The sequence below is a fragment of the Oceanobacillus sp. M65 genome (genome assembly GCF_052246275.1).
GTDB classification, from domain to species: domain Bacteria; phylum Bacillota; class Bacilli; order Bacillales; family Amphibacillaceae; genus Oceanobacillus_B; species Oceanobacillus_B jordanicus.
In genome coordinates this window covers 485,691-511,060 of the sequence record NZ_JBQQCJ010000001.1, presented here as the reverse complement: position 1 = coordinate 511,060, position 25,370 = coordinate 485,691, and the positions used below count along the sequence as shown (strand labels likewise).

The 25,370-nt window shown below is 38.7% G+C and carries 22 protein-coding genes; 6 read left to right on the top strand and 16 right to left on the bottom strand.

All coding sequences use genetic code 11. The features are described 5' to 3' along the window. Positions 1-745: 745 nt before the first annotated feature. Together ACTWPF_RS02450 and ACTWPF_RS02445 are read left to right on the top strand one after the other, a co-directional pair. On the top strand, positions 746-1,648 hold the full coding sequence (locus ACTWPF_RS02450; RefSeq protein WP_443148184.1) for an SGNH/GDSL hydrolase family protein: 903 nt from the start codon (positions 746-748) through the stop codon (positions 1,646-1,648). Between the two features lie 5 nt (positions 1,649-1,653). Beyond that, the gene (locus ACTWPF_RS02445) at positions 1,654-2,277 is read left to right on the top strand and encodes a YpmS family protein (RefSeq protein WP_036577585.1); all 624 of its coding nucleotides are present in this window, start codon (positions 1,654-1,656) and stop codon (positions 2,275-2,277) included. 79 nt (positions 2,278-2,356) lie between these two features. On the opposite strand, the gene ACTWPF_RS02440 is transcribed toward ACTWPF_RS02445, so the two are convergent. Then, positions 2,357-2,986, bottom strand: a complete 630-nt coding sequence (locus ACTWPF_RS02440) for a hypothetical protein (protein ID WP_106898100.1) — start codon at positions 2,984-2,986, stop codon at positions 2,357-2,359. A gap of 224 nt (positions 2,987-3,210) precedes the next feature. Here ACTWPF_RS02440 and ACTWPF_RS02435 point away from each other — a divergent pair, with 224 nt between their 5' ends. Then, entirely contained in the window at positions 3,211-4,833 is a 1,623-nt protein-coding gene (locus tag ACTWPF_RS02435) for an ABC-F family ATP-binding cassette domain-containing protein (protein WP_106898101.1), read from the top strand. Positions 4,834-4,989: 156 nt separating this feature from the next. Here ACTWPF_RS02435 and ACTWPF_RS02430 read toward each other — a convergent pair whose 3' ends face one another. After that, positions 4,990-5,940 carry an L-threonine 3-dehydrogenase gene (locus ACTWPF_RS02430; RefSeq protein ID WP_106898102.1) on the bottom strand — a complete coding sequence of 317 codons (951 nt, stop codon included), beginning with the start codon at positions 5,938-5,940 and terminating at the stop codon, positions 4,990-4,992. Between the two features lie 28 nt (positions 5,941-5,968). Next, positions 5,969-7,159, bottom strand: coding sequence for a glycine C-acetyltransferase (locus tag ACTWPF_RS02425; RefSeq protein WP_443148183.1), 1,191 nt, complete (start codon positions 7,157-7,159; stop codon positions 5,969-5,971). 435 nt (positions 7,160-7,594) lie between these two features. Here ACTWPF_RS02425 and ACTWPF_RS02420 point away from each other — a divergent pair, with 435 nt between their 5' ends. Continuing rightward, on the top strand, positions 7,595-7,726 hold the full coding sequence (locus tag ACTWPF_RS02420; protein WP_259343647.1) for a hypothetical protein: 132 nt from the start codon (positions 7,595-7,597) through the stop codon (positions 7,724-7,726). A gap of 100 nt (positions 7,727-7,826) precedes the next feature. On the opposite strand, the gene ACTWPF_RS02415 is transcribed toward ACTWPF_RS02420, so the two are convergent. From ACTWPF_RS02415 to ACTWPF_RS02365, 11 genes are all read right to left on the bottom strand, one after another. Then, entirely contained in the window at positions 7,827-8,627 is an 801-nt protein-coding gene (locus ACTWPF_RS02415) for a 3D domain-containing protein (protein WP_106898104.1), read from the bottom strand. A gap of 517 nt (positions 8,628-9,144) precedes the next feature. Continuing rightward, positions 9,145-10,155 (bottom strand): ABC transporter ATP-binding protein, encoded by a 1,011-nt coding sequence (locus ACTWPF_RS02410; RefSeq protein WP_106898105.1) that lies wholly within the window; start codon positions 10,153-10,155, stop codon positions 9,145-9,147. Continuing rightward, the gene (locus ACTWPF_RS02405; RefSeq protein WP_161464934.1) at positions 10,148-11,176 is read right to left on the bottom strand and encodes an ABC transporter ATP-binding protein; all 1,029 of its coding nucleotides are present in this window, start codon (positions 11,174-11,176) and stop codon (positions 10,148-10,150) included. Before ACTWPF_RS02405 ends, ACTWPF_RS02410 begins: the two co-directional genes overlap by 8 nt. Positions 11,177-11,193: 17 nt before the next feature. After that, complete coding sequence (locus tag ACTWPF_RS02400) at positions 11,194-12,114, bottom strand: ABC transporter permease (protein ID WP_443148182.1); 921 nt, start codon at positions 12,112-12,114, stop codon at positions 11,194-11,196. After that, positions 12,114-13,049 carry an ABC transporter permease gene (locus ACTWPF_RS02395; protein ID WP_106898108.1) on the bottom strand — a complete coding sequence of 312 codons (936 nt, stop codon included), beginning with the start codon at positions 13,047-13,049 and terminating at the stop codon, positions 12,114-12,116. Before ACTWPF_RS02395 ends, ACTWPF_RS02400 begins: the two co-directional genes overlap by 1 nt. 297 nt (positions 13,050-13,346) lie before the next feature. Further along, a complete protein-coding gene (locus ACTWPF_RS02390; protein ID WP_106898109.1) occupies positions 13,347-15,032 on the bottom strand; it encodes a peptide ABC transporter substrate-binding protein in 1,686 nt (561 codons plus the stop codon). 332 nt (positions 15,033-15,364) lie between these two features. Then, positions 15,365-16,300: an ABC transporter ATP-binding protein gene (locus ACTWPF_RS02385; RefSeq protein WP_106898110.1), complete on the bottom strand. Its 936-nt coding sequence runs from the start codon at positions 16,298-16,300 to the stop codon at positions 15,365-15,367. A 1-nt stretch (position 16,301) separates the two neighbouring features. Further along, entirely contained in the window at positions 16,302-17,360 is a 1,059-nt protein-coding gene (locus tag ACTWPF_RS02380) for an ABC transporter ATP-binding protein (protein WP_106898111.1), read from the bottom strand. An 18-nt stretch (positions 17,361-17,378) separates the two neighbouring features. Beyond that, entirely contained in the window at positions 17,379-18,398 is a 1,020-nt protein-coding gene (gene opp3C / locus ACTWPF_RS02375; RefSeq protein ID WP_106898112.1) for an oligopeptide ABC transporter permease, read from the bottom strand. Further along, the gene (opp3b, locus tag ACTWPF_RS02370) at positions 18,395-19,327 is read right to left on the bottom strand and encodes an oligopeptide ABC transporter permease (RefSeq protein WP_106898113.1); all 933 of its coding nucleotides are present in this window, start codon (positions 19,325-19,327) and stop codon (positions 18,395-18,397) included. The genes opp3C and opp3b overlap by 4 nt, the downstream gene beginning before the upstream one ends. 125 nt (positions 19,328-19,452) lie before the next feature. Beyond that, entirely contained in the window at positions 19,453-21,138 is a 1,686-nt protein-coding gene (locus ACTWPF_RS02365; protein WP_106898114.1) for a peptide ABC transporter substrate-binding protein, read from the bottom strand. Between the two features lie 385 nt (positions 21,139-21,523). Here ACTWPF_RS02365 and ACTWPF_RS02360 point away from each other — a divergent pair, with 385 nt between their 5' ends. Next, positions 21,524-21,865, top strand: coding sequence for a DUF3899 domain-containing protein (locus ACTWPF_RS02360; RefSeq protein WP_106898115.1), 342 nt, complete (start codon positions 21,524-21,526; stop codon positions 21,863-21,865). Positions 21,866-22,069: 204 nt separating this feature from the next. Here the strand turns inward: ACTWPF_RS02360 and ACTWPF_RS02355 are convergent, their stop codons facing one another. Beyond that, positions 22,070-22,999: a DUF1002 domain-containing protein gene (locus ACTWPF_RS02355; RefSeq protein WP_443148181.1), complete on the bottom strand. Its 930-nt coding sequence runs from the start codon at positions 22,997-22,999 to the stop codon at positions 22,070-22,072. 226 nt (positions 23,000-23,225) lie between these two features. Next, positions 23,226-23,369, bottom strand: coding sequence for a hypothetical protein (locus ACTWPF_RS02350; RefSeq protein ID WP_443148180.1), 144 nt, complete (start codon positions 23,367-23,369; stop codon positions 23,226-23,228). Between the two features lie 534 nt (positions 23,370-23,903). Here ACTWPF_RS02350 and ACTWPF_RS02345 point away from each other — a divergent pair. Further along, positions 23,904-25,109 (top strand): MFS transporter, encoded by a 1,206-nt coding sequence (locus ACTWPF_RS02345; RefSeq protein ID WP_443148179.1) that lies wholly within the window; start codon positions 23,904-23,906, stop codon positions 25,107-25,109. The last annotated feature ends 261 nt before the right edge of the window (positions 25,110-25,370 follow it).

The following is a 25,370-nucleotide window of genomic DNA, read 5'->3' as shown; positions in this document are numbered from 1 at the left end:
ACAGGTTTATCTTTCTGCAAAATGGGGGAAAATAAAGATAACCCCTTTTCTTTCACATATCGCCTTTTAAAAGGCGATTTTTCTTTGATGTTAAAAGAAAAGCTCAGAGCCCACGTATTAAGGAAGGCCGACTAAGAACGCCACGTCCTGTGGCAACGCCGGCATGACCCGGATCCTCCGGGCCCACGTACGAACTGCGCCTGGCCATGCCAGATGGCTCCGTGTTGCCACGCAAAGTGGCGATTTTAATGGAGCATTCCTACGTAGGAGATAAAGGAATCTCGATGAGATACGAATCGATGATGACTTTCACCCTCCGGGTATAAGGGCGACTAAGCCTCTGGTTTTCACCAGTCGGCAAGTCTTCTTTATCGTAGGGTGATGCGTGAAGCCGCCTAGTTTCTGACGCTCTGAGCTAGACAAAGAAAAGCTCAGAGCGCACGTATTAAGGAAGGCCGACGAAGTTCGACCCGTCCTGGGTTAACGATCGGCATGACCCGGATCCTCCGGGCCCACGTTGCTCTTCTAACCTAGTATTCCTACATAACATACAAAAGAAGTTGTCCACTTCCTAAATGACGGAATTCATGAGATAATCTAGTGTGATATTTTAGAAGTACTAGCCTGACAACATGTAATACAGGCCTATCTTGCATAGGATAATATGAAACCAACAAATTAATCTGTTGGAACTTACACTCCCTGACATGTTAAATAAATTCAAACAGCTAGGTGTGGGATATTGATGAAAAAACGTAATGTAATAATACTTATTTTGCTCTCCGTTCTTATTATCGGTATCGGCATGGTTGTTATCTATTCTTACCAGCCTAAACCGCAATTTAAAGATGTAACTATTATGGAAAGCGAACTGCCGGAAGAAGAAAAAGAGGACCTTGAAAAAGAAGAAGAGGAGCAGACTGAACAAGAGTCAGCTAGCGAAACAGAACAAAAGCCCCTTTCAGAGATCGTTGTTAATGTCGTAGAAAGCACCTTGGAGTTCTTTTCATTAAGAGAGACACATGTAACGGCCATCGGTGATTCGCTCACCCAGGGGGTTGGGGCGACAAATGAACAAGGTGGGTATGTCGGAATATTGGACCGTTCCATTAACAAGGAAGAGGATCTTGTAGCAATTGATAACCTTGGGATACGTGGAAATCGATCAGATCAGTTACTCTCTAGGTTAGAAGATCCCGAGGTGGTCGACTCCATACATCAGTCAGACATTGTCCTCATTACGATTGGTGCGAATGATATTATGCAAGTGGTAAAAGAAAATTTCACCAATCTAAAAATGGAAGACTTTGATGAAGCACGGGACTCGTACGAAGATAGATTAAGGAAAATCTTTTCTAAAATCCACGATATTAGTCCGAAATCTCAAATATACTTGCTAGGTTTTTACGATCCTTTTAGTAAATATTTCCGAGAAATTAAGGAGCTTAGCGTTATCGTTGAAGAATGGAATGGTACTAGTCGTAAGGTCACGGAGGAACTGGATAATACAATGTATATTCCAACGAGAGATCTTTTCGAAGGGTCAGAAGCTGATCTGTTTTCCGAAGATAACTTTCATCCCAATGATAAGGGATATAAACGGATTGCTAAAAGGGTGCTTGAATATCTAACAAGTGAAGAAGGATGAAAACAATGACAGATCGAAAAGAACGTAGGAAAGTAAAAAGTAAATGGAAAAAGTTATTTTATAGCTTATTAGCGATAAATGTTGTAGTGGTAGTCATCCTCCTTGCGCTTATCTTCTGGCCAGTCCCTGATGCTTCCTATCCCGAAAATGAGGCAACATCTCAGGATGAAAGCTCAGAATTTGTTGTAAGAACGACAAAACAAAATCTTAACGACCTAATAAACGCTTATACAGACCAATTATTGAAGGGCACGAGTCATCACTACCGTATCGAATTAGATGAGGATGTACACCTGATTGGAGAACTTCCTGTATTCTCCGCAACAGTTCCGCTCTCTGCACACCTGGAACCATTGGTACAGGAAAATGGGGATATTATATTGAAGCAAAAATCAATATCCATAGGGTTACTTGAATTACCGAATCGAAAAATAATGGAGTATATTGGAAAGTACCTCCCTATGCCAGACTGGGTGACCGTGAATCCAAAAGAGGAAGAAATTTATGTTGCCGTTACAGAAATGGATATTCGAAGTAATTTCGAAGTTGGTGTAGAACATATTGATCTTGAGGCAAATAATCTTGCTTTCCGTATCCGAATCCCTTATCAGACCTTAGGAATTGACTAATGTTGTTGGGAGAGGAAAAAGTAATCGTAATTGCATCGTAATTCTCTCCTAACATAAAAAAACGAGCAATAGCTCGTTTTTATCGAATAACAAATCGTTTAACTTTAGAAGATAATAGAAAAATAAATGATTGCTTTTGTTCTGTCTGCGTTCCAGTTACCAAAGTTTTCTCTTGCCTCATTAAATGACGCGGATAATGTTCTAATTTCCCTTGGTAAATTAATTGCATACCTTCCAGCGTTCGTAAATCACCAGGCCTTATAAAATGGGATGGTTTCTTTACCTGGATTGTATTTACACCCTCTAGTACTGTCGCCACAAATTGTGAGCAAAACAGGGCGTTTTTACGATTTATTTTAATATGAAATAATACGCCAAAAAGTCCAATGAAATTATATCGATAATTATCTTTCTTTGCTTCAATTTCTTTTATATTTTCCATGATCTGTTCGCATTCTTCTGCTGAAATGCTACAACTGTATACAGCACACTGAGAGTTTCTTAGAAAATCACTTGTTACGTCTTCTTCTACAAATCCTCCAATAAAAGGGTTTCTTGGACGTTTTCTTCCAAAGCTATATACTTGTCTTAGCTCTCCATCAAGAGAAATGGAAACGTGGTTTAGCGATTGCCGTGTACAAAAGTTTATGGCCTTTGCCAAGTAAGTACCTGTATCAGTAAATAGCAAATAAATTGTTCGCTCTTGCAAATCAGTCCCCCCTCTCCAATCTTTCTTCTCTCTATATGTTAAGATGCTTGTTTCATAATCCCTTTTTATCTACTATTGCAAAAAACGAACAAATATACAAGTAAATTTTTAGAAAAGATTACTTCCTATTATAATATATGCGTGTTATACATTGACGAAACCTCTTAAATACCGTAATCTAACTGTGACTGCAATTTCATTTTTATTGGAGGAATCGGTTATACATGATTAATGTAAATAATGTAAGTTTACGATATGGAGATAAAAAATTGTTTGAGGATGTAAATTTAAAATTTACACCCGGCAATTGTTATGGCCTAATTGGGGCCAATGGTGCAGGTAAGTCAACGTTTCTAAAGGTTTTATCGGGGGAAGTTGAAGCCCAATCCGGAAATGTAAGTCTCTCACCAGGAGAAAGACTTGCTGTATTAAAACAGGATCATTTTGCTTATGAAGATCATCAAGTGTTGGAAACAGTTCTGATGGGTCATGAGGAACTATATGCTGTCAAACAAGAAAAAGATGCTATTTACATGAAAGGCGACTTTTCCGAGGAAGACGGTATGCGTGCAGCTGAACTTGAAGGCGAATTCGCTGAAATGAATGGTTGGGAAGCTGAATCTGATGCCGCTGTTTTATTAAAAGGACTAGGCATTGACGAATCCCTTCACATGTTACAGATGGGCGATCTTGCTGCAGACCAAAAGATTAAGGTACTCCTTGCTCAAGCATTATTCGGTAATCCAGATATTCTTCTACTGGATGAGCCAACAAACGGACTAGATATTCAAGCTATCCAATGGTTAGAAGAATTTCTAATTAACTTTGAGAATACTGTTATTGTGGTATCCCATGATCGTCACTTCCTAAACAAGGTGTGTACACACATAGCGGATGTAGATTTTGGTAAAATCCAAATTTATATCGGGAACTATGATTTTTGGTACGAATCCAGCCAGTTGGCTGCACAAATGGCACAAAATGATAACAAGAAAAAAGAAGAGAAAATTAAAGAATTACAAAACTTTATTGCCAGGTTTAGTGCAAACGCCTCTAAATCTAAGCAAGCAACATCAAGAAAGAAAATGTTGGATAATATTACTTTAGATGATATCAAGCCATCATCACGTAAGTATCCATACATTGCTTTCACGCCTGAACGTGAAATTGGCAATGATCTTTTACGTGTAGAAGGGTTAACAAAAACTGTTAGTGGTGTGAAGGTCCTTGATAACATCAGCTTTACTATGAATAAGGATGATAAAATTGCCTTAGTCGGTAAAAATGACATTGCAAAAACAACGTTATTTAAAATCCTTGCAGGCGAAATAGAACCAGATGAGGGTACGTATAAATGGGGTGTAACAACATCTCAGTCCTACTTCCCTAAAGATAACGCTGCTTACTTTGAAAACAATGACCTACCATTAGTTGACTGGCTTCGTCAATATTCACCAGAGGATGAAACAGAAACATTCCTTCGAGGCTTCCTTGGAAGAATGCTGTTCTCGGGTGAAGAAGCACTTAAAAAAGCAAGCGTCCTTTCCGGTGGTGAAAAAGTGCGTTGTATGCTGTCTAAAATGATGCTAAGCAATGCCAATGTCCTAATGTTAGATGAACCAACTAACCATCTTGATTTGGAATCCATTACCTCTCTAAATAATGGACTAATTAAATTCAAAGGTTCTATCTTGTTCACGTCACATGACCATCAGTTTGTGCAAAGTATCGCAAACCGTCTAATTGAAATCACACCAAATGGTATTGTCGATAAAGAAATGAGCTATGACGAGTATGTTGCAGATAAGAAGCTTCAAAAAGAAATTTCTGCAATGTATGCTGGTTAATCTGTTACCCTAAACATAAATCGGAGCGAATTACGCATCAAGCGTAATTCGTTCTTTTTTTCACCTTAAATACTCGACTTCTTTTCTAAAAGCTTGTCTTCCTAAAAAACACCCCGAAAGTAGGGTCTACTTTTCGGGGTGTTCCTTATTGAATTCTTATTGTTTTACAAGCTTCTGTTCTACTTTTTCCAGCATTTCTTTTGTCATTCTATCAATATCGTAATCTGCTTTAAATCCCCATTCTTTTGAAGCAACAGACGAATCTATGCTATTCGGCCAGCTGTTGGCAATATTTTGTCGGACTGGATCCACATCATAGCTTAATTTGAAATCTGGTATATGCTTTTGGATCGCTGTTTCGAAGTCCTCTGGTGCAGCAGATATCGCAGAAATATTAAAAGCGTTACGATGTTCCAATCTAGCAGGATCAGATTCCATTAACTGGATAATAGCATTCAGAGCATCCGGCATGTACATCATATCCATTTTCGTACCTTCGCCTATATAAGAGTGATAGGTCTTCTTTTTAATTGCTTCATAATATATCTCCACGGCATAATCTGTGGTTCCCCCGCCCGGCGGTGCGACATAAGAAATTAGACCAGGAAAACGTACCCCTCTCGTATCCACACCAAAGCGGTGGTAATAATAATCAGCCAATAGTTCTCCTGCTACCTTATTTACACCGTACATTGTGGTTGGACGCTGGAGCGTGTCCTGTGGAGTGTTATCTTTTGGTGTAGATGGACCAAATGCGCCGATTGAACTAGGCGTGAAGAATTTTAGATCCAGCTCACGCGCTACTTCAAGAGCATTTACAAGGCCGCCCATATTGATATCCCATGCGACTTTTGGGTAGACCTCCGCTTTTGCAGACAGCAATGCAGCCAAGTGCATAACTGTATCTACATTGTACTTGTTTGCTACTTCATGAAGTTGTTCAGCATTCGTCACATCGACGATTTCAAAAGGGCCATCATTATGGCCGCCCTCTGCTTCTCGAATATCTGTACCAATAACATTGTCCGTGCCATAAGTCTCTCGTAGTTTGCCCAAAAGTTCGGAGCCAATTTGACCTAGGGCTCCTGTCACTAGTATTTTTTTCATCTTTTCAAACCCCTCATCTTCGTTGATGCTAGATTATGCCCATCTCTTTACCTACTTTTTCATAAACCTTCAAGGCGTTATCCAGCATTTCTTTCGTGTGTGCAGCAGTTGGCATGTTACGGACACGCCCTGTGCCTCGTGGAACTGTTGGAAACACAATGGATTTTGCATATACGCCTTCTTCATAAAGTCTTCTGCTAAATTTTTGGGTATCATTTTCGTCCCCAATTACACACGGGGTAATTGGTGTTTCACTATTCCCAATATTAAAGCCTAATTCTTTCAAACCGGCTTTCAAGTAGTTGGCATTTTCCCATAGTTTTTCATTAAGTTCTGTGCTTTCCATTAATAACTCAATAGCTCGGGTACTCGCAACTGCATCTGCTGGTGAAACGGCTGTGGAGAAAAGAAATGGACGGGAGCGAACTTTCAGCCAGTCAATTAAGTTTGCCTTACCAGCAACATACCCGCCAATTACGCCAATTGCTTTAGAAAGTGTTCCCATTTGGAAGTCCACCTTATCCTGCAAGCCAAAATGCTTCACTGTTCCGGCGCCTTTACCAAGTACCCCTGAGCCATGTGCATCATCCACATAGGTGATCAGATCAAACTCCTCTGCAATTTCCACAATCTCAGGAAGCTTGGCAATATCGCCATCCATAGAAAATACACCATCGGTTATAATCATTACTTTATTATAATTGCCTGACTCTGTTGCCTCTTTGGCTTTTTGACGAAGGTCTTCCATATCAGAGTGATTTACACGGATTATTTTCGCCTTTGATAGACGGCATCCATCAATAATGGATGCATGGTTTAGTTCATCCGATAAAATTGCGTCATTTTTATCCATAACAGCTGAAATTGCTGCCATGTTACAATTAAAACCAGATTGGAAGGAAATTGCCGCCTCTGTACCTTTAAATTCAGCTAGCTTTTTCTCTAAATTTAGATGGAGGTCCAGCGTCCCATTAATTGTACGTACGGCACCAGCTCCAACACCATGCGAATCTACAGCATCTTTCGCAACCGCTTTCAGTCTATCATCTGTTGCGAGACCTAAATAGTTGTTGGAAGACAAGTTCACTAACGACTTTCCATCAATGTTAATTTCCGGGCCGTTTGCACCGATTACTGGATCAATTTCATTATATAATCCACGTTCTTTAAGTTCAGCAATATTTTCATTTAAAAAGTTATTTAGTATCTTACTACTCATTACTTTTTCCTCCTTATATGGCAATCACATGGATTTATCCCGGTGCAACCGTCCGTAAGTCTCCCACTTCTTGAGGTGAAACTGTATGTTTTTAGTGAGAGAAAACGGACGCTAACACCCCGATTCGTTCAACTAACAATCAGTGGGGAAAGAATGAACCCCCACTGATTGAAGTTTCACTTTATTGTACTTCCTCTTTACTTTAAGTTTAACACAAAGCCAACTAAATGTTTAATGGAAGTAGGTACCTGATAAATAGTCTAACTCTTCTAAAACCCTTACAAATTTGTAAGAATTACCTGTAAAAATGTAACCAAAAAGCATAGCTAGGACTAACAATCTCGATTATACTTAAAATATAACGTGAACCTTCAATTGATGGGGGGATTACTGCCAGTTTTAAGGCAGGATAAATAAATTAGTGGAGGCATCAGCATGAAGAAATTACTTGTAGCCTTATTTGCAGTGCTCATCGTCGGATTTGGCGTAATTGGTTATACTCAAGTCAATGATGACGCAACAGAAATAGTTGACGAAAACTCGCATTCTATTAGTGTCCAATCTTAGATAAAATATATGTTTAATATAAAAAAATAAAAGGAAAACATCTACTAAACGATGCTTCCCTTTTATTTTATAAAGCTTATATTTAATTTTAATTGTTTACTTATTCAACAACAGTAACATCTACTGTACGTACGCCCCAGTCATAAGCGGCATCTTTGTTTGGTACGTGCAAGTCAATTTTATTACCTTTAATTGCTCCGCCGATATCGGCAGCTGTGGCATAACCATAACCTTCCACATAAACTTTAGAACCAAGTGGAATTACATTAGGGTCCACAGCGATTACTTTTGCATCAGGGTTTTTATTTAAATCAACACCTGTTGAAGTAACACCAGAGCAACCATCACAATTTGCAGTGTACGCAGTTGCTGTTACAGAGATCGTTTTTCCTTCTGCTTTTTGATCGGAATTTGAAGTTTGTTTCGTTGTTTTCTCTGCTTTAGTTTCTTGCTCTTCTTTATCGGCTTTAGCATTGTTCTGTGTAGTTACTTCTTTTTCCTCTGTTTCTTTCTTTTCAACTTTGGCAGCTGGCTTGTTGTCCTCTGCAACGTTTACACCCTGAATTTTTAACTCTTGTCCAATTGTAAGTAAATCAGAGTCTAGCTCGTTCCATTCTTTCAAATCTTCTACCGTAGTATCAAACTTTTTAGAAATACCAATTAACGTATCTCCTTTTTCTACCTCATACATTTCATTAATAAATAATGTTTGTTTTGGTAGTATCACAGTGGATTTCAATTCATTTATGTCAACTAGATCGTCTACGGTTGTGTTATATTCGTCTGCTATGTCCCACAGGTTGTCTCCAGGTTTTACCTCGTACTCTTCTGCTGAAACAGTTGTTGCAGCAGCGCCAGCAATAATAATGCCTGTTGCGAATGAAGCTACTAATTTTCTCATTCGATAGTCCCTCCTTGAATTTCTGACATTGACTATCGTACCACACGGGTAGAGTCAATGCAGTTACAAGACTTTTAAGAGTCTATTACAAGCATTACCAAAACTAGCCTCAAATATTACAAATGTAATAGATTTGTGTCAAATTGCCTATATATCTCACTAATATTACAATAGATTGCTAATATACGTATCTTATTACATAAATGCGCACAGAAAAAAGAGGACGGGACAAAGTTATTTACGCAAATGATAAATACGAAGTAATGGTGTCTGAAAAACCGCTTCAGAAAAATACTTCGCTTTCCATGGGCGGCTGGTGAGCCTCCGGATGCTCCGCATTCCGGGGTCTCGTCTAGGCCTTCCTCCCATAGGACAAGGAAGACTTCGACAGCGTTGCATCGCACGCAGAAAATCGTTTTTTGATTTTCAAGGAGTCTCCGTATATTGCTTACGCTTATTCTAGCTATCATCCGTCTTTTGACTAAAACTTTCTGTTATGTCCCGTCCTCTTCTTCTATTAATTAGCCTGTTTTTGTTTGTATTCTTGATTATACTTATCATTATACAAGTGGCATGCAACCCAATGCCCTTCTGTATGCTCTTGCCATTCTGGTTCCACTTTAGCACAAGACTCCATAGCAAATGGGCATCTTGTTCTAAAGCGACAACCGCTTGGTGGGCTTACAGGGCTTGGGACATCGCCTTCCACTATAATACGCTCGCGGGAACGTTCTACTTCTGGGTTTGAAATAGGAATAGCACTTAGTAATGCCTGTGTGTATGGATGTAAAGGCTCTGCGTACAAATCATCACTTGGCGCAATTTCTGCCATTTTCCCTAAGTACATAACTCCTACCCGATCGCTGATATGTTTTACCATGGATAAGTCATGAGCGATAAATAAGTAGGTAAGCCCATGTTCTTTTTGTAATCTTTTAAGAAGATTAACAACCTGTGCTTGAATAGAAACATCCAGTGCAGATATCGGCTCATCAGCTACAATAAATTTAGGGTCTACTGCCAATGCACGGGCGATACCAATACGTTGACGCTGCCCTCCACTGAACTCATGGGGATACCTGTTACCATGTTCACTGTTGAGCCCCACTGTTTCTAGCAATTCATTTACCTTGTCCATTCTTTCTTTTCTTGAATGAGCCAGCTTATGAATATCAAGCCCTTCTGCAATAATATCCTTAACCGTCATACGTGGGTTTAATGACGCATAAGGGTCTTGGAAAATCATCTGCATATCCTGATTAAACTTCTTTAATTCCTTTTTACGTTTCTTCCCATGAACGTTTTCACCATAGAAGTCAACTTCGCCTTCTGTTGCCTCGTATAATCGCATAATGGTTCTTCCTGCAGTAGATTTTCCGCAACCAGATTCCCCTACAAGTCCAAAAGTTTCACCTTTGTAAATATCAAATGAAACACCATCGACAGCTTTCAATATATTTTTCCTATCTAGTTTAAAATGCTTTTTTAGATCTTTTATTTCTAGTAATTTTTCTTTGCTGCTATGCATGTGTCTTCACCCCTTCAACTCTTGCAGATTGAGGTGGTTCCACATCAGGAGCACGCTCATCTAGCAACCAGCAGGCTGTTTTTTGTGTAGCAGAAACATCGGTATATTCCGGCATGTTATTCTCACAAACTTTCATTGCATAGGGGCAACGGGTAACGAAAGGACAACCCTTTGGAGGATCCTTTAAATCTGGTGGAGACCCTGGTATCGCCTCCAATTCTTCCTCTTTACTATCTAGACTTGGCATTGAAGAAAGCAGGCCCCATGTATATGGATGTTTTGGCTGATAAAAGATTTCATCAACATTCCCTGTTTCTACAATTTTCCCACCGTACATTACAGCAACCCTACTCGCCGCATTCGCAACTACGCCAAGATCATGTGTAATGAGAATAATAGCTGTTCCCGTTTTCTTTTGGATTTCACGCATCAGATCAAGAATCTGTGCCTGAATGGTTACATCCAAAGCCGTAGTAGGTTCATCAGCTATCAATAGCTTTGGATCACAAGCAAGCGCTATTGCGATCATAGCCCGTTGCCTCATCCCCCCCGAATATTGATGGGGGTATTGATTAATTCTAGTTTCTGGATTTGGAATACCTACAAGTTTTAACAACTCAACCCCTCGATTATGGGCTGCTTTTTTCGACATATTTTGGTGCTTAATTAGACCTTCAGCAATTTGCTTTCCAACAGTCATAGTTGGATTTAGAGACGTCATTGGATCCTGAAAAATCATACTAATGTCTCTTCCACGAATATCTTCCATTTGCTTGTCTGATTTATCGACAAGATTTTCACCATTAAACATAATCGAACCGCCGGTGAATTTTCCGGGAGGCATCGGAGTTAATCTCATAAGTGATTGTGCAGTTACACTTTTACCTGAACCAGACTCTCCCACAATGGCCAACGTTTCCTGTTCATGTAGGTCAAACTCTACACCACGGACCGCCTGGACTTCTCCTCCATACGTTTCAAATGCTATTGAAAGGTCTTTCACCTCTAATATTTTACTCATTTGTATCTTCCCCTTTTCTATCTTTCTTTCGGATCTAGAGCATCTCTCATTCCATCTCCAATTACGTTAAAAGCCAGCATGGTCAAACAAATGAAAAAGGCTGGAAAGAATAGCTGGAATGGGAAGTACTGAAACGATGCTAATGCATCAGATGACATGGTTCCCCAACTCGCAAGTGGTGCAGGGACACCAAGTCCAAGAAAACTAAGGAATGCTTCTGTAAAGATTGCAGTCGGAATAGTTAGTGTTAACGTAACAAGGATCGGGCCCATCGTATTTGGCACTAGATGCTTAAATAGCAATCTTACATTGCTCGCTCCTAGTGACTGTGAAGCCAGCACATATTCCTCTGATTTTAATTGCATAACCTGTCCTCTAACAATTCTGGCCATATTTATCCAGCCAGTAATCGTCATCGCTATAATCAACGTCCATAGGCCTTTTGGAAGAATAACCATAAGTAATATTACAACAAGAAGATATGGTACACCGTATAGAATATCTGCAACACGCATCATATACTCATCTACTTTTCCGCCAAAGAAGCCTGCAATGGAACCCCAAATAATTCCAATAATAAGGTCAATCAAGGCTGCCATTAGTCCAATAAACAACGAAATTTTGGCACCATACCACGTTCTTGCAAAGATGTCTCTACCTAGGTTGTCTGTTCCAAACCAATGTGCTGCAGAAGGTTGTTTGTTTGCACTTAAAAGGTCGTTTGAAAAATAATTATGTCCTGAAATTGGTCCGCCAATAAAAGACATGATTCCTAATAGAATGATGATGACCACGCCAAAAAGTGCGAGTTTATTCTTTTTAAATCGACGCCAGGCATCCTTCCAATAGGAGTTACTCTCCCCAGCAATTTTCTCAGCTTCACTTTCATCCACGTATAGTGGTTCGAAGTCTGAATCCTTCAATTGTGTTTGTGCCATTACGATTTGCCTCCCTTGCCAGTAACCTTAATTCGTGGATCAACGAGACCATATAATAAGTCCACTAGAAGAATTGATATAAGTAGTAGTACACTGAAGAATACCGTCGTACCCATGATTACGGTGTAATCCCGATTCGTTACACTTTGTACAAACTCACTGCCCAATCCGGGAATACCAAAGATACTCTCAATAATAAAACTTCCTGTAAGGATGCTGACAACCAGCGGCCCCAAATAAGATACTACTGGAAGTATGGCATTTCTAAGTCCGTGTTTGTACGTTACTACTTTTTGACTCATCCCCTTGGATTTTGCCGTTTTTATATAATCCGAATTAAGCACTTCCAGCATACTGGAACGCATAAGTCGCGCTATAAATGCGAGTGGCGTCGTAGCAAGTGCCACGGCAGGAAGAATGGAATGCCAGAATGAATCAAATCTAGCTACAGGTAACGCTCCCAGCTTTATAGCAAATATATACTGAAGAATAGTTGCCATTATAAAGCTTGGAACCGAGATACCCAGTACCGCAATTACCATTGCCGTATAATCACCAAACTTATTATGCTTTACGGCTGCAATAACCCCTAGTAACACGCCAATTGATAAAGCGATAAGAATAGCTTCTAGGCCAAGTATTAGGGAATATGGAAAGCTCCTTGCTATAATTTCCGTTACATCTTGACCTACATATTTAAAGGAAGGACCAAAATCAAAGGAAAAAGCGTTGACCACATAATTCATATATTGTACGTGCAATGGTTCATCTAACCCATATGCTTCGTTCATTTGTGCCTCTATTGCGGGAGTCAGTTTTTTTTCGGACGCAAAGGGACCACCTGGGGCGGCCTGCATCAAGAAAAAAGTAATGGTTACGATTAAAAATAAAGAAACAACAATGTAGACCAATCGTTTCAGCAGATATCTAGCCAAATGTACACACCTCCACTTTTCTTTCTAAATAAACGCAGTATTTAGTTAATTCCAAAATTAAAGAGGGTGAAATGGTTCACCCCCCTAAAAAGTACCGAGTCACCCAACATTTTGGTGTCAGATACACAGCTGATAAAACAAAGCTCTAGTAGGAGCTTCGCTGTTTTGTTCATTATTCTTTCCAGGAGTTTAATAGTCGTGTTGTTATTTTCTGAAATTTCCTGTGCTAAAAGATATGGGGAGTATAGGGATATATTTTATATACCCCTATACTCCATTATTGATTATAATTTGTTTTTACTCTTCTATTAGGTAACCCCACTTAAATTGTACTCCTCCAAGTCCAGAAACTTCGATATTTTTTACATAGTCTTTACTTAACCATGCGTTTGTATAGAAGTACACTGGAGCAATTGGCATCTCATCCATAAACAGTTGCTCTGCTTCACGTAAGATTTCTTTACGTGCATCCGCATCGCCCTCTGTTCTTGATTGCTCAAGTAGATTGGAATACTCTTCGCTCTCCCAATTTGTATAGTTATTTCCACCAACTGATTGGAAGATTTCAAGGAAGTTGATCGCATCATTAAAGTCAGCTAACCAACCCATTCTTCCTGCTTGGAAGTTACCTTCACCCATGCTGTCAAGATATACGTTCCATTCTTCGTTATTTAGCTCAACATCCACACCGAGGTTTTCTCTCCACATATCCTGTACGGCCTGCGCAATCGCAGCATGCCCTTCATCCGTATTATAAGACAAGCTTATTTGTGGTAATTCGTCCATACCTAATTCTTCCAAGCCAGCTTCTAAATATTCTTTAGCTTGCTCAGCGTTATTGTCTTCAAAATATCCTTCTTCATTTTCTTCCCAGATTGATGGAGGAACTAATGCCATTGCAGGCTGCTCTTCACGCTGCGTAATACTTTGGACAATTCCTTCACGGTTAATCGCTGAAGCAAATGCTTTACGGATATTTACATTGTCAAAAGGTGACTCTTCTGTGTTAAACGCATAATAGTATACGCCTGCTAGTGATGATAGATTTAATGAATCATCCTGTTTTAAAGATGGAATTGCGGAAAGAGGTAATGAGCTTGTCGGATCCCCTGCCCAATCTAATTCTCCACTATTGTACATTTCAAGTGCTGTATTGGCATCGTCAACCATATACATGTTAATTGTTTCAAGTTTTACAGTTTCGGCATCCCAATAATCTTCATACTTTTTAAGTACTACCTGATCTTTATGCGCCCATGATTCCAAAGTAAATGGACCATTGGTTACGTAAGTGTCAGATGCTTCCTGAGCCCAGTCATCATTACCTTCTACTACTTTATGGTTAACTGGATAATAAGTATAAAATGCTGTTAGATCAAGGAAATATGGAGTTCCTTGGTTTAATTCCACGACAAGTGTTTTGTCATCTTCTACCGTGATTCCTACATCATCCAAGGATGCTCCTTCTTCTTTTGCTGCTTGAGCTCCTTTAATTGGATATAGCTGGTAAGCATAATCAGTATCTGCATGGTCTGGATCTAGTACCCATTTCCAAGCATATTCAAAATCCTGTGCTGTTACAGGGTCACCATTTGACCAAGTTGCATCCTCACGAATTTTAAACGTGTATGTTTTTTGGTCATCTGATACTTCATATGACTCTGCCATTGCTTCTTCAACTTCGCCATCTTGGTTAATTCGCATTAGACCTTCGAAAACCTGATCAAGTACAGCTCCGGAAGTAGTATCCGACGCGGTCCCTGGATTTAGTGAAGGTGGCTCTGTTTTTATGTTTATATCAAATGTTTGGTCAGAAGCAAGCTTCTCTTCCCCGTCTGATCCTTCTGAATTATCTGAACTGTCTTCCCCTGCATTACTGTCTCCACTGGATTCTTCTCCTGAATCATCCCCGCTACATGCTGCTAATAGAAGTCCTAAAGCAAAAACCAAAGTTAATAGCAAAAACCATTTCTTCTTTAACATTCTTTGACCCTCCTAATTCTTCTCTAGTTTAGTTAACAGATAATTCTAAATTACCTATAAGCAAATTATACTACTAATTTAGAATTATTTCACTATTTTTTGTGCAAAAAAATAGTATTATTAGAAATTTTAAATATTCAATATTTTTAACCCCCCCTTTTGAACTGTTGCTACTATAGGGATTTAGGCTGATAGAATCGAAACTTTTTTTGTTAAATTAATTTCATAATAACTCTTTTTAAAAATAAAAAAGCTCCGATTACCAAATCTGATAATCGGAGCCTTCTATTTAACTAGGCTAATTATGTTGTAGTTTCTCTCTAGTGAAACCTTTATACAATATACTTTGTTTTGTATTCTGCAAACTCTTTCTCTGAACAGCTGACAAAATGTCCTGGTGCTATTTCACGCATTTTTACCTCTTCCCCTTGCGCATACTTATGCTGACTAGCGTCATAGGTTTTTCTCACTCTTGACCGTTCGTAATCAGGGTCTGGAAGCGGAATAGCTGAGAGTAATGATTGCGTATAAGGATGCATGGGATTACGGTATAAATCCTCCGCTGGAGCAAGTTCAACCAACTTCCCAAAATACATAACTCCAATACGATCACTTATATATTTAATCATGGACAGATCATGCGCTATGAATAAATAAGTTAACTGTTTTTCTTTTTGCAATTTCTTCAACAGGTTGACTACTTGCGCTTGAATTGATACATCCAAAGCCGAAATTGGCTCATCAGCAATGATAAATTCAGGATTTACCGCTAGTGCGCGAGCAATCCCGATTCTTTGTCTTTGTCCACCAGAAAATTCATGGGGGTAACGGTTAGCGTGTTCACGATTTAGACCTACTGTCTCCAATAGTGAATAGACTTTTTCCGCCCGATCTTTTTGTGATTTGGCAAGACCGTGGATGTCCATCCCCTCTGCAATAATATCAGATACCTTCATCCTTGGGTTTAATGATGCATAAGGATCCTGGAAAATCATTTGCATTTTTTGGTTAAATTCCTTTAGCTCAGAACTAGATTTTTTTCCATGAACATTTACACCTTTATACAGAACCTCACCATCTGTAGCATCATATAAACGTATTATCGTCCTTCCGGTTGTCGATTTCCCACAACCAGATTCCCCAACTAACCCTAATGTTTCCCCTTTGTATATATCAAAAGTTATATCATCAACGGCTCGTACTTCTTTTGGTTTTCCAACATTAAAATATTGTTTGAGATTTTTTACTTCCAACAGCTTTTCCGTCAAATCACTCTTCCCCTTTCAAAGAACCAGCTTTTTTCGCTTGGAATTTAGCCATTCTTTCTTTGACTGCACTAGGCGGCTCTACTTTTGGTGCATCGGGATGTAGAAGCCATGTTGCAGCGAAATGGGTGTCCGACACTTTAAACATTGGTGGTTCTTCTTCCAAATCTATCATCATTGCATAAGGGTTTCTTTGAGCGAACGCATCACCCTTAGGGGGATTAAGCAAGTCTGGTGGAGTACCAGGAATCACATAGAGCTCCTCTTCTGTACTATCCAGGCTAGGCATTGAGCTAATTAGTCCCCATGTATATGGATGTTGTGGATTATAAAAGATTTCATCCACTGTTCCAATTTCGACAATTTTACCACCATACATGACTGCTACACGGTCAGCAACATTTGCTACAACGCCTAGGTCATGCGTAATAAAAATAATCGATGTCTCAATTTGTTTTTGTAGATCTTTCATTAAGTCCAATATTTGGCCTTGTATCGTAACATCTAAAGCAGTTGTTGGTTCATCTGCAATCAGTACTTTAGGAGCACAAGCGAGTGCAATAGCAATTACCACACGTTGTCTCATTCCTCCAGAGAATTGATGCGGATATTGCTTTAGGCGAATTTCCGGTTTGGGAATTCCAACTAAATCCAACAATTTAATTGCACGTTCCTTTGCTTCCTGTTTGCTTAACTTTTGATGTTTTAATAAAGGCTCCATAATCTGCTTTCCTATTGTCATTGTAGGATTCAAAGAGGTCATCGGATCCTGGAAAATCATTGAAATATCCTGGCCACGCACTTTTTGCATCTCTTTTTCCGATGCTTTGGTAAGATCTTTACCATTAAAAAGGATATTCCCAGCTTTTATTTCAGAATTCCCTGGGGGTAGCAAGCGCATAATAGACTTGGTTGTTACCGATTTACCAGAACCTGATTCTCCTACAATCGCAAGCGTTTCTCCTTCATTTAAATCAAAGTCCACTCCACGGATTGCCTGTACTTCTCCTGCAAATGTATGGAACGATATATGAAGATCTTTCACTTCCAATAGTTTTTTCATATCCATTTCACCTCAATTTTAATCGCGCATTTTTGGATCAAATGCATCACGAAGTCCATCTCCAATTAAATTACATGTTATTAAAATAATACAAATCACAATACATGGAATAACCATTAAGTGAGGCAAGAATTGGAACGTTTTATATCCGTCGGAAATTAATGTACCTAGGGATGCTTCTGGTGCCTGTAACCCGATTCCAATAAAACTTAGAAAAGCTTCAAAGAAAATAGCACTTGGTATCGTGAACATCGTGTTTATAATAATAACGCCTGACAAATTTGGTAATAAGTGTTTAAATAGCAACCTGTTGTTTTTGGCTCCAAGTGTTCTTGAAGCTAAAATATACTCCTGATCCTTTAGTTTTAATACTTGTCCACGTACAACCCTAGCCATTCCGATCCAGCCAGTGATAACCATGGCAATTGTAATGGACAAGATACCAGGATTTAAGATCAACAACATTAAAATTACAACGATCAAATTCGGTATGCCAGAAAGCACCTCTAGGATTCGTTGCATGACATTATCAACTCGTCCACCTCTGAAACCAGAAATCAAACCGTAAATCACACCAATGAGCATATCGATAACTGCTGCTAAAAGTGCTATATATAATGAAACTCTAGTTCCCAACCAAGTACGAGTGAATAAATCACGTCCAAGGCTATCTGTTCCAAACCAGTAATAATCGTCTACATTGAGATCATCATATTTATTTACTTCTTCCCCACCAATTTTCTGGGTACCATCAAATATCCCTAATTTTTCTAAACCTTGGATACGAGGCGCAAGGTTGTTTCTTGTAACATCTTGTTCGTACCCGTCGTGAGGAGAAAGATATGGGCCTATTATAGCCATTAGAACCACAAGGGCCAAAACAACTAAACTAATTAGCGCCCCTTTATTCTTTCTAACACGAAGCCAAGCATCTTTACTAAACGAAAGTTGTGGTTTCGCGATTCTCTCATTATCACCATTCTGCTGAGGAGCAGGTGCAAACCGGTGCTTTTCTATCTCTTCTGCACTTTTTGTCATGATTTATCCCCTCCAGCCAAGCGGATTCTTGGATCAATAATTCCATAGAGTATATCGATGATTAAAATGATCACTGTCAACAAGAAAGCAAAAAACAGTGTTGTCCCCATAATGATTGGGAAATCATTTGTTTGAATGGATTTTACAAACTGCTCACCAATTCCTGGAATAGCAAATATTTGCTCTACAACCATGGAGCCGGTCATTAATCCAACGGCCATTGGCCCTAGTACAGTTATCAGGGGAATGAGCGCGTTGCGGACAGCATGTTTGAAGGATACTTCCATTCTGGAATTACCTTTTGCTTTAGCTAATGTAATATAGTCTGACCCTAAAACATCAATCAGTTCCGTTCTCATAAAACGAGCTGCTGTTGCGATAGGGAAAATTGCTAATGCAATGGTGGGCATGATCGATGAGGAAAATCCATCCCATGAAGCGACGGGGAGCCATCCGAGCTTAACTCCTATTACGAATTGAAGGAGTGCTGCGAATACAAAGGATGGAATAGATTTTCCAAATACCGCCAAGAACGTACTCCCGTAATCAATCCACGTATTTTGGAACATTGCAGCCAGTACACCAAGTAAGACGCCAATTATTGTTCCTATTAGCATTGCTTGAAAACCAAGCTGTAATGATGGTCCTACTCTATTTGCTAATAGGTGCGTTACAGATTGATTGTCAAATTGAAACGATACTCCCAAATCACCTTTTACAATATTGATCATATAATTCGCATATTGTACAGGTACCGGTTGATCCAAGCCATACTTCTCATTTAAAATCTCTCGCTGTTCAACTGATAATTTTTCTTCATTTTGAAATGGGGTACCAGGCAGAAACTTCATTAAGAAAAATGTTACTGAAGCTATAATAAACAACGTAATAACTAGAAAAATTATACGCTTTGTAATATACTTCGCCATCCTGTTTCCTCCTAAACACAAATAAATGAAAATTTTCTAAATAAATGGGTACAAAAACGGATAAAAGAGAGTATATGAAATACCCTCTTTTACCATTTTGCTGGTTATTCTTTTAATTACTTATCTTACTTTTCAATTGTTACATTTTTAAGTGAATAATCTGGGCCAAATAAATGTTCTTCTAACCCTTTTACATATGGTTTAATTAGTGTTAATCTTCCGCGTTGGTAAATAGGTGCAACTACTGTATCCTCTTGTACTAAAAGTTTTTCAGCTTCTAACATTACTTCCCAACGTTTAGCAGGATCATTTGCATATTTCACTTTAGCATCGTCGATTAACTGATCGTATTCTTCATTTGAATAACCTGTATTATTATTTCCTCCATCTGTAACATACAAATCAAGGAAGGTCATTGGATCTAGGTAGTCAGGTCCCCAACCATGCATTACAATATCGTAATCTTGCTTCGTCACTGTATCAAGACGTACTTTAAATGGTACATTTTTTAGATTAACAGTTAGACCTTCAAGATTTGTTTCCAACTGATTTTTGAAATACTCAGACGTTTTTTTGGCATTTTCTGTATCATCACTTAGATAATCTAGATTAAGTTCATCAACGCCTAATTCTTCCAAACCTTTTTCCCAATACTCTTGGGCTTTTTCTACATCATATGAAATTAGACTTCCACTTTCTTCTCTGAAGTCCTCACCAGTCTCCGGATTTTTTGCCAAGCCTCTTGGCACATAACCGTCAGCTGGAACGGAACCATTAGATAGTACCTGTTCAGTATAAGCCTCTTTGTCAAAAGACATAGCTAATGCTTTACGAATATTCTCATTAGCTAATGGAGTTTCTTCACCATTACGTTCTTGGTTAAACTTCAAATACCAAGAGCTTCCTTCTTCAAACGTAGCAGCATTTTCGTTACCTTTGTACTGTTTCGCATATTCAGCGCTTAAGGCAGCTGTACGATCTGCTTTTCCAGTCTCAAATAAGTTAACCGCTGTACCTGGTTCTTTAGAAATCTGTACATTTACTTCATCTAAGCTTACGTTGTCTAAATCGTAATACTCGTCATTTTTAGCATATTTCCAATTTAGGCCTGTGCCATCCCACTCTTCAAGTACAAATGGACCGTTTGCTAGCATATTGTCACTATTTGTACCAAAATCGTCACCTTTTTCTTCAACGAACTCTTCATTTAATGGTAAATAAGTTCCAAATGCAAGTAATGAATTCAAATACTCAACCGGTTCTTCAAGTGTTACCTTTAATGTATAATCATCTGTTGCTTCTACACTCAATTCTTCTGGATCAGCTTCTCCATTTATGATCGCCGTTGCATTTTCTATAATCCCAGAAAACATGTAAGCATATTGTGATCCAGTATCAGGATCTACTGCTCTTTTCCAAGCATAAACAAAATCGTTTGCAGTGACTGAGTCACCGTTAGACCATTTTGCATTTTCACGCAATTTAAAAGTGTATTCCTTTCCATCTTCACTTATTTCAGGCTCCCCATCGGCTATTGCTGGGATAGGGTTATCATTTTCATCTAAAATATATAGACCTTCCATTGTTTGTCCAAAAACAATAAAGCTTGAGGCATCTGTAGCTAGTGCCGGGTCGCCAGTCGGAATTTCTGCTGTTTCTATCATATTTAGGACTTGTTTTCCTGACTCTGAGGAATTGTTACTATCTCCTCCATCACCACTGCCAGAATCTGAACCAGAGTTACAGGCAGAAAGTACTAATCCTACTGTTAAAGCTAAAGCAATAATGAGATAATATTTTGACTTTTTCACTTTTTACACTCCCTTTTCTTATTCACAATAGTCATTATACAAACAAGGAAATTAATTGTAAATTGTCTTTTAATTCGATAAAATTTGACATTTTCCGTCGCGAAATAGGCCAAAATGGCATGTTATAAGGGTTTTTAAGGGGAATTATCTAACAATTTTCGACAAAAATAGCATATAATTTCATAATTTTTACAATCTTTAAAATACCAAACTCTTTCAAAATTACCAACTAATGGTATTTTATTCAACGGGACTTTAGTCTAACTAGTGATAACGGGTACCTCTTGTTTTATCACTATTTCTCTTTCCAATAATATAGAATTTATAATTTCTTAACTAACTAGTGATATAATGATCCATATATTCTTTTAAGGAAGTTGATAATATGTTTAAAAAAGTCTTGTGGTGGATTGTAATATCACAATTATTAATCCTCTTGTTCACTTTTATTTTTTACAACGGGATTAACCTTCTGTCCTATACAAATGTCTCCTTTATTGTTGGTACCTTCTTCATCCTTTATTCATTAGCAGGCTATGTGTTGAAGGGCAGATTTTTTGATATTGTATTTTATAGTTTTCAGCATTTTTTTAGTCGTATGCAGGATAAGGACAGGCGTCCGCTATCAGAACTCGTACCACAAAACTACTTAATCCCTTTCATGGTAGGTGTAATAACAATAGCTGTAATGCTTTGCACATTATTGTTGTATAACCTGTCTGTTTAAAGCATGCGTAATTCTGGAAAACGCGTAGTTAACGTATCCATAAAGCAAAATAGTCACAATAAAAGCACTCATAGCCCCGCGAGGTCAAGAGTGCTTTTATTGTGATTTATAAAATCTGCCTTTAAATAAAATTGTTTGTATATAGGTTTATCATTAGATAGAGATGGATAACTCCGATCTTTGTTCCCCATCCCCCCATTATATCTAGTTGAATAATCCTTTTATCATGTTACTGAGAGACTGGAAGATTTCTCGGAAAAAGTTTCCTACCTTCTCCCAAAAGCCCTCATCTAAGCCGAGTTCATCAGCTTTATCTTTAATTGTTGAAGCAATATCTTCTAATTGACTTTTTACCTGATCAAAATTTATATTAAGGTCACGCATTCTGTTAAATAAATCAACTAGCATTTGTCTATCTGCATCACTTAACGTGATGTTCAACTTGCTTAATTGATCTTCAACAATTTGTTCAACTTCCTCTTTTGTTGCAGGGTTTTGCTCTGCAATCATCTTCTTGATCTCGGCTAATAACTCACTTACTTTCTCTTGATCCATACCTTCTTTTTCCGCAAGGTCTGTAGCAACATCGAGCTCGTCACTAGCTAGTTCCATCCGTTCCTTGTCGAGCTCTTCTCCCTCTACATCATACGCTTTATAAATACCTGTCAAAGCAGAATGACCACTAACCTTTACAGGTGAGGCAACATCAACGGTGGCATTTTCAACCCCAGCAGTAAGCAACGCATTTGCATACATTTCCTTTGTTACTTCCGTTATATTTTCTGGTGTTACAATATTGATCGTCAGCCCATTTCCTTCTTCTTGTCGCACTATCTTTGCACTTGAATACATATTGGAGTGCACATCACCGTTAATATAATTCGCTATATCCTCTCCTGTAACATTGTATTCTTGTACTGCTGTAGCGTCGGCAACCTTCAGTAAGCTACGAACCTCTTCTCTCTGTGATTCTGATAAAGTGTCACCATAAACAACAATTGGAGCTCCAAGCTTTTCATTGATACTGTCTGAATCACTGGCACCACTATCGGCCATTACCTGTACGGAAGTTCCCAACATAAATAGTGCAATAAGCATAAGCGTAAATACTTTTTTTATCGTATATTTTTTCATCTTCGTTTCCCCTCGTATAGTATATTTAGGCATTCACTTTTTGCCTATTTCTTCTTTCATTTTTAAAGTCCTAAGACAGTTAAACACCGTTACCTTTCACTACAGACGGACGCTTTCCGTGGGGCATGGCTTGAGCCTCGGGCCAACAGGAGGTTGGTCACGAAGGCGTTGCCACGGGAGGTGGCGGTATTAGCCTTTGCTCCTTCATTCTGTGGGGTCTCAAGTCTCATGCTATTCCCACAGGAGTCGCCGCCATTCGTTCTAGGTAACTTGATTTTCGTTTCTCTTCCAATGAATTCATATCAATCACTTGGACAATCTCTGTTGTTCTTACAAAGGCATGTGCTGACGTATACACTAGCCCGGACACTTTACCACCTGAAGAGCACTCGTTCTAACCGCAAGAAAATTTGTACGCTTGGTTGATGCGCTACTACGCAAGAACCAAATCTACACGCCGTAAGGAGCGTAGATATAGGAAGAAACTTTCGTTTCTAAATCCTATTAAATGGTACCCGTAATGTACAATTTTTTATTGGTCTAGTTTCGTGATGCTTTTTTGTAAGATTTTTGCCCTGATAATCAAATAACTTATCAATCTTTCCTTGAGATGTTACCGCAGGTCTTTTTCCTTAGAATGTTAAGAAGGTTGTACGAGGGTCCAACTCTATGAGGCTTTCTGGACTTCTCTTTAGCATATGCCTGTCCATTTGGCAATATCCCTCGTTACTATTATACCTTTTTCGGGATTAAATGAATACAGTTGAATTGTTAAGAAAAGGAATGCAAATAACTTTAAACAAAGGGTAAAATAAGATATATTTAGGGTAACGAAATATTTTTAAGAAAGAAGGGCATTGCAATCATTGATCAGAATAGTTTAGTAAAACGAAACTTAGCTATCATGTGGTTAGCTAACTTTTTTATTGCCGGAAGTATCACGATGGTGCTGCCATTTATCTCTTTATATATAGAATCAATGGGGAATTTCTCTGATGCTTATGTACAAAATTGGTCAGGATGGATTTTTGCTATTACGTTCGTATCTGCTTTTCTCTTTTCGCCGATCTGGGGAAGAATTGGTGACAAATACGGCAGAAAAAGAATTCTCATTATATTAGCCATCGGATTAGGTTTATCTGTATTTTTAATGGGCTACGCCACAACAGTCTGGCAGCTTTTTTTATTGCGATTGTTTATGGGTATCGTCACTGGGTTTATCCCAATGTCACAGGCATTCATTTCTACACAAACTCCCAAAGAAGTAGCTGGGAAGGTCTTAGGAACCCTGCAAACCGGGAGTATTACAGGAACGTTAATGGGTCCATTACTCGGTGGGGTCCTCGCAGATGCATTTGGCTATGCGAGCACCTTTAAATGGGTATCTCTAACCGTTTTTCTTTCTGCTATTATTGTTTTCTTTGGCATTAAAGAACTGAATTTGAGAATTTCAGAAGATGATTCGGATTATAAATCCTACTCGAGTAAAGAGGTCATACTTCATATTATAAGGAAACCTGTCTTGCTTGTTGTTATGCTGATTTCCGTACTTGTTCAAATAGCACACTTTAGCATTCAGCCTATTCTGTCATTGTTCGTCGCCGAAATACATGGCCCAGTGAGTATTGCTTTCTTTTCTGGAATGGCCTTCTCAGCAGCCGGTCTCGGCAACTTACTCATGGCCAGGAGATGGGGCAGGTTAGGTGATCGTATAGGCTATATTAAGATTCTCATCTTCCTTTTATTCATGGCAGGGATAGTCTACTTACCTGGTGCCTTTGTTACAAACATCTGGCAACTAGTAGTACTAAGATTCTTGCTGGGGATTTCAATTGGTGGCATTATACCCGTACGTATAGCATATATAAGGCAGGAGGCACCACTTTCCATGCAAGGAGAAGTGCTCGGCTATAACACCAGTTTACGCTTCCTAGGAAACATTATTGGTCCTGCGTTAGGCGGAGCGCTGTCTGGATTTTTCGGCTTCTCTTCTGTTTTTCTAGTGACAAGTGTATTACTCATTATAAGCGGTGTTATCATGCTTGTGACATGGTATAAATATGAATATAGTGGAAGACACAGGCATTCCTTTTCCGCCTCACGACATTAGCTAGTTTACCACCTTTTTACTGAGTAGATTTTTTTAAAAATGCATGACGCTCTATAGCATCCCAGGGAGCCTTTGCCCCCTTGGGATTTTTTTATTGTCATCTTCTAGATGGCGAGGGACTACTTGTCCAATTGGGATAGGAATTAATGTAATAAATTTGTACCTTTTTATTTTCTCAAATAAAAGGTAGACTGTCTTTATTGCCCAAAACCAAATTGCATTTATAAAGCCATTAGTTAATGATTATATATTCTTTATTTT

What these genes read in the sequence shown, in the direction of transcription:
- ACTWPF_RS02450 (WP_443148184.1), top strand. Translation starts at nt 746, where the DNA reads ATGAAAAAACGTAATGTAATAATACTTATTTTGCTCTCCGTTCTTATT.
- ACTWPF_RS02445 (WP_036577585.1), top strand. Translation starts at nt 1,654, where the DNA reads ATGACAGATCGAAAAGAACGTAGGAAAGTAAAAAGTAAATGGAAAAAG.
- ACTWPF_RS02435 (WP_106898101.1), top strand. Translation starts at nt 3,211, where the DNA reads ATGATTAATGTAAATAATGTAAGTTTACGATATGGAGATAAAAAATTG.
- ACTWPF_RS02430 (WP_106898102.1), bottom strand. Translation starts at nt 5,940, where the DNA reads ATGAAAAAAATACTAGTGACAGGAGCCCTAGGTCAAATTGGCTCCGAA.
- ACTWPF_RS02425 (WP_443148183.1), bottom strand. Translation starts at nt 7,159, where the DNA reads ATGAGTAGTAAGATACTAAATAACTTTTTAAATGAAAATATTGCTGAA.
- ACTWPF_RS02420 (WP_259343647.1), top strand. Translation starts at nt 7,595, where the DNA reads ATGAAGAAATTACTTGTAGCCTTATTTGCAGTGCTCATCGTCGGATTT.
- ACTWPF_RS02415 (WP_106898104.1), bottom strand. Translation starts at nt 8,627, where the DNA reads ATGAGAAAATTAGTAGCTTCATTCGCAACAGGCATTATTATTGCTGGC.
- ACTWPF_RS02410 (WP_106898105.1), bottom strand. Translation starts at nt 10,155, where the DNA reads ATGCATAGCAGCAAAGAAAAATTACTAGAAATAAAAGATCTAAAAAAG.
- ACTWPF_RS02405 (WP_161464934.1), bottom strand. Translation starts at nt 11,176, where the DNA reads ATGAGTAAAATATTAGAGGTGAAAGACCTTTCAATAGCATTTGAAACG.
- ACTWPF_RS02400 (WP_443148182.1), bottom strand. Translation starts at nt 12,114, where the DNA reads ATGGCACAAACACAATTGAAGGATTCAGACTTCGAACCACTATACGTG.
- ACTWPF_RS02390 (WP_106898109.1), bottom strand. Translation starts at nt 15,032, where the DNA reads ATGTTAAAGAAGAAATGGTTTTTGCTATTAACTTTGGTTTTTGCTTTA.
- ACTWPF_RS02380 (WP_106898111.1), bottom strand. Translation starts at nt 17,360, where the DNA reads ATGAAAAAACTATTGGAAGTGAAAGATCTTCATATATCGTTCCATACA.
- opp3C (WP_106898112.1), bottom strand. Translation starts at nt 18,398, where the DNA reads ATGACAAAAAGTGCAGAAGAGATAGAAAAGCACCGGTTTGCACCTGCT.
- opp3b (WP_106898113.1), bottom strand. Translation starts at nt 19,327, where the DNA reads ATGGCGAAGTATATTACAAAGCGTATAATTTTTCTAGTTATTACGTTG.
- ACTWPF_RS02360 (WP_106898115.1), top strand. Translation starts at nt 21,524, where the DNA reads ATGTTTAAAAAAGTCTTGTGGTGGATTGTAATATCACAATTATTAATC.
- ACTWPF_RS02355 (WP_443148181.1), bottom strand. Translation starts at nt 22,999, where the DNA reads ATGAAAAAATATACGATAAAAAAAGTATTTACGCTTATGCTTATTGCA.
- ACTWPF_RS02345 (WP_443148179.1), top strand. Translation starts at nt 23,904, where the DNA reads ATGTGGTTAGCTAACTTTTTTATTGCCGGAAGTATCACGATGGTGCTG.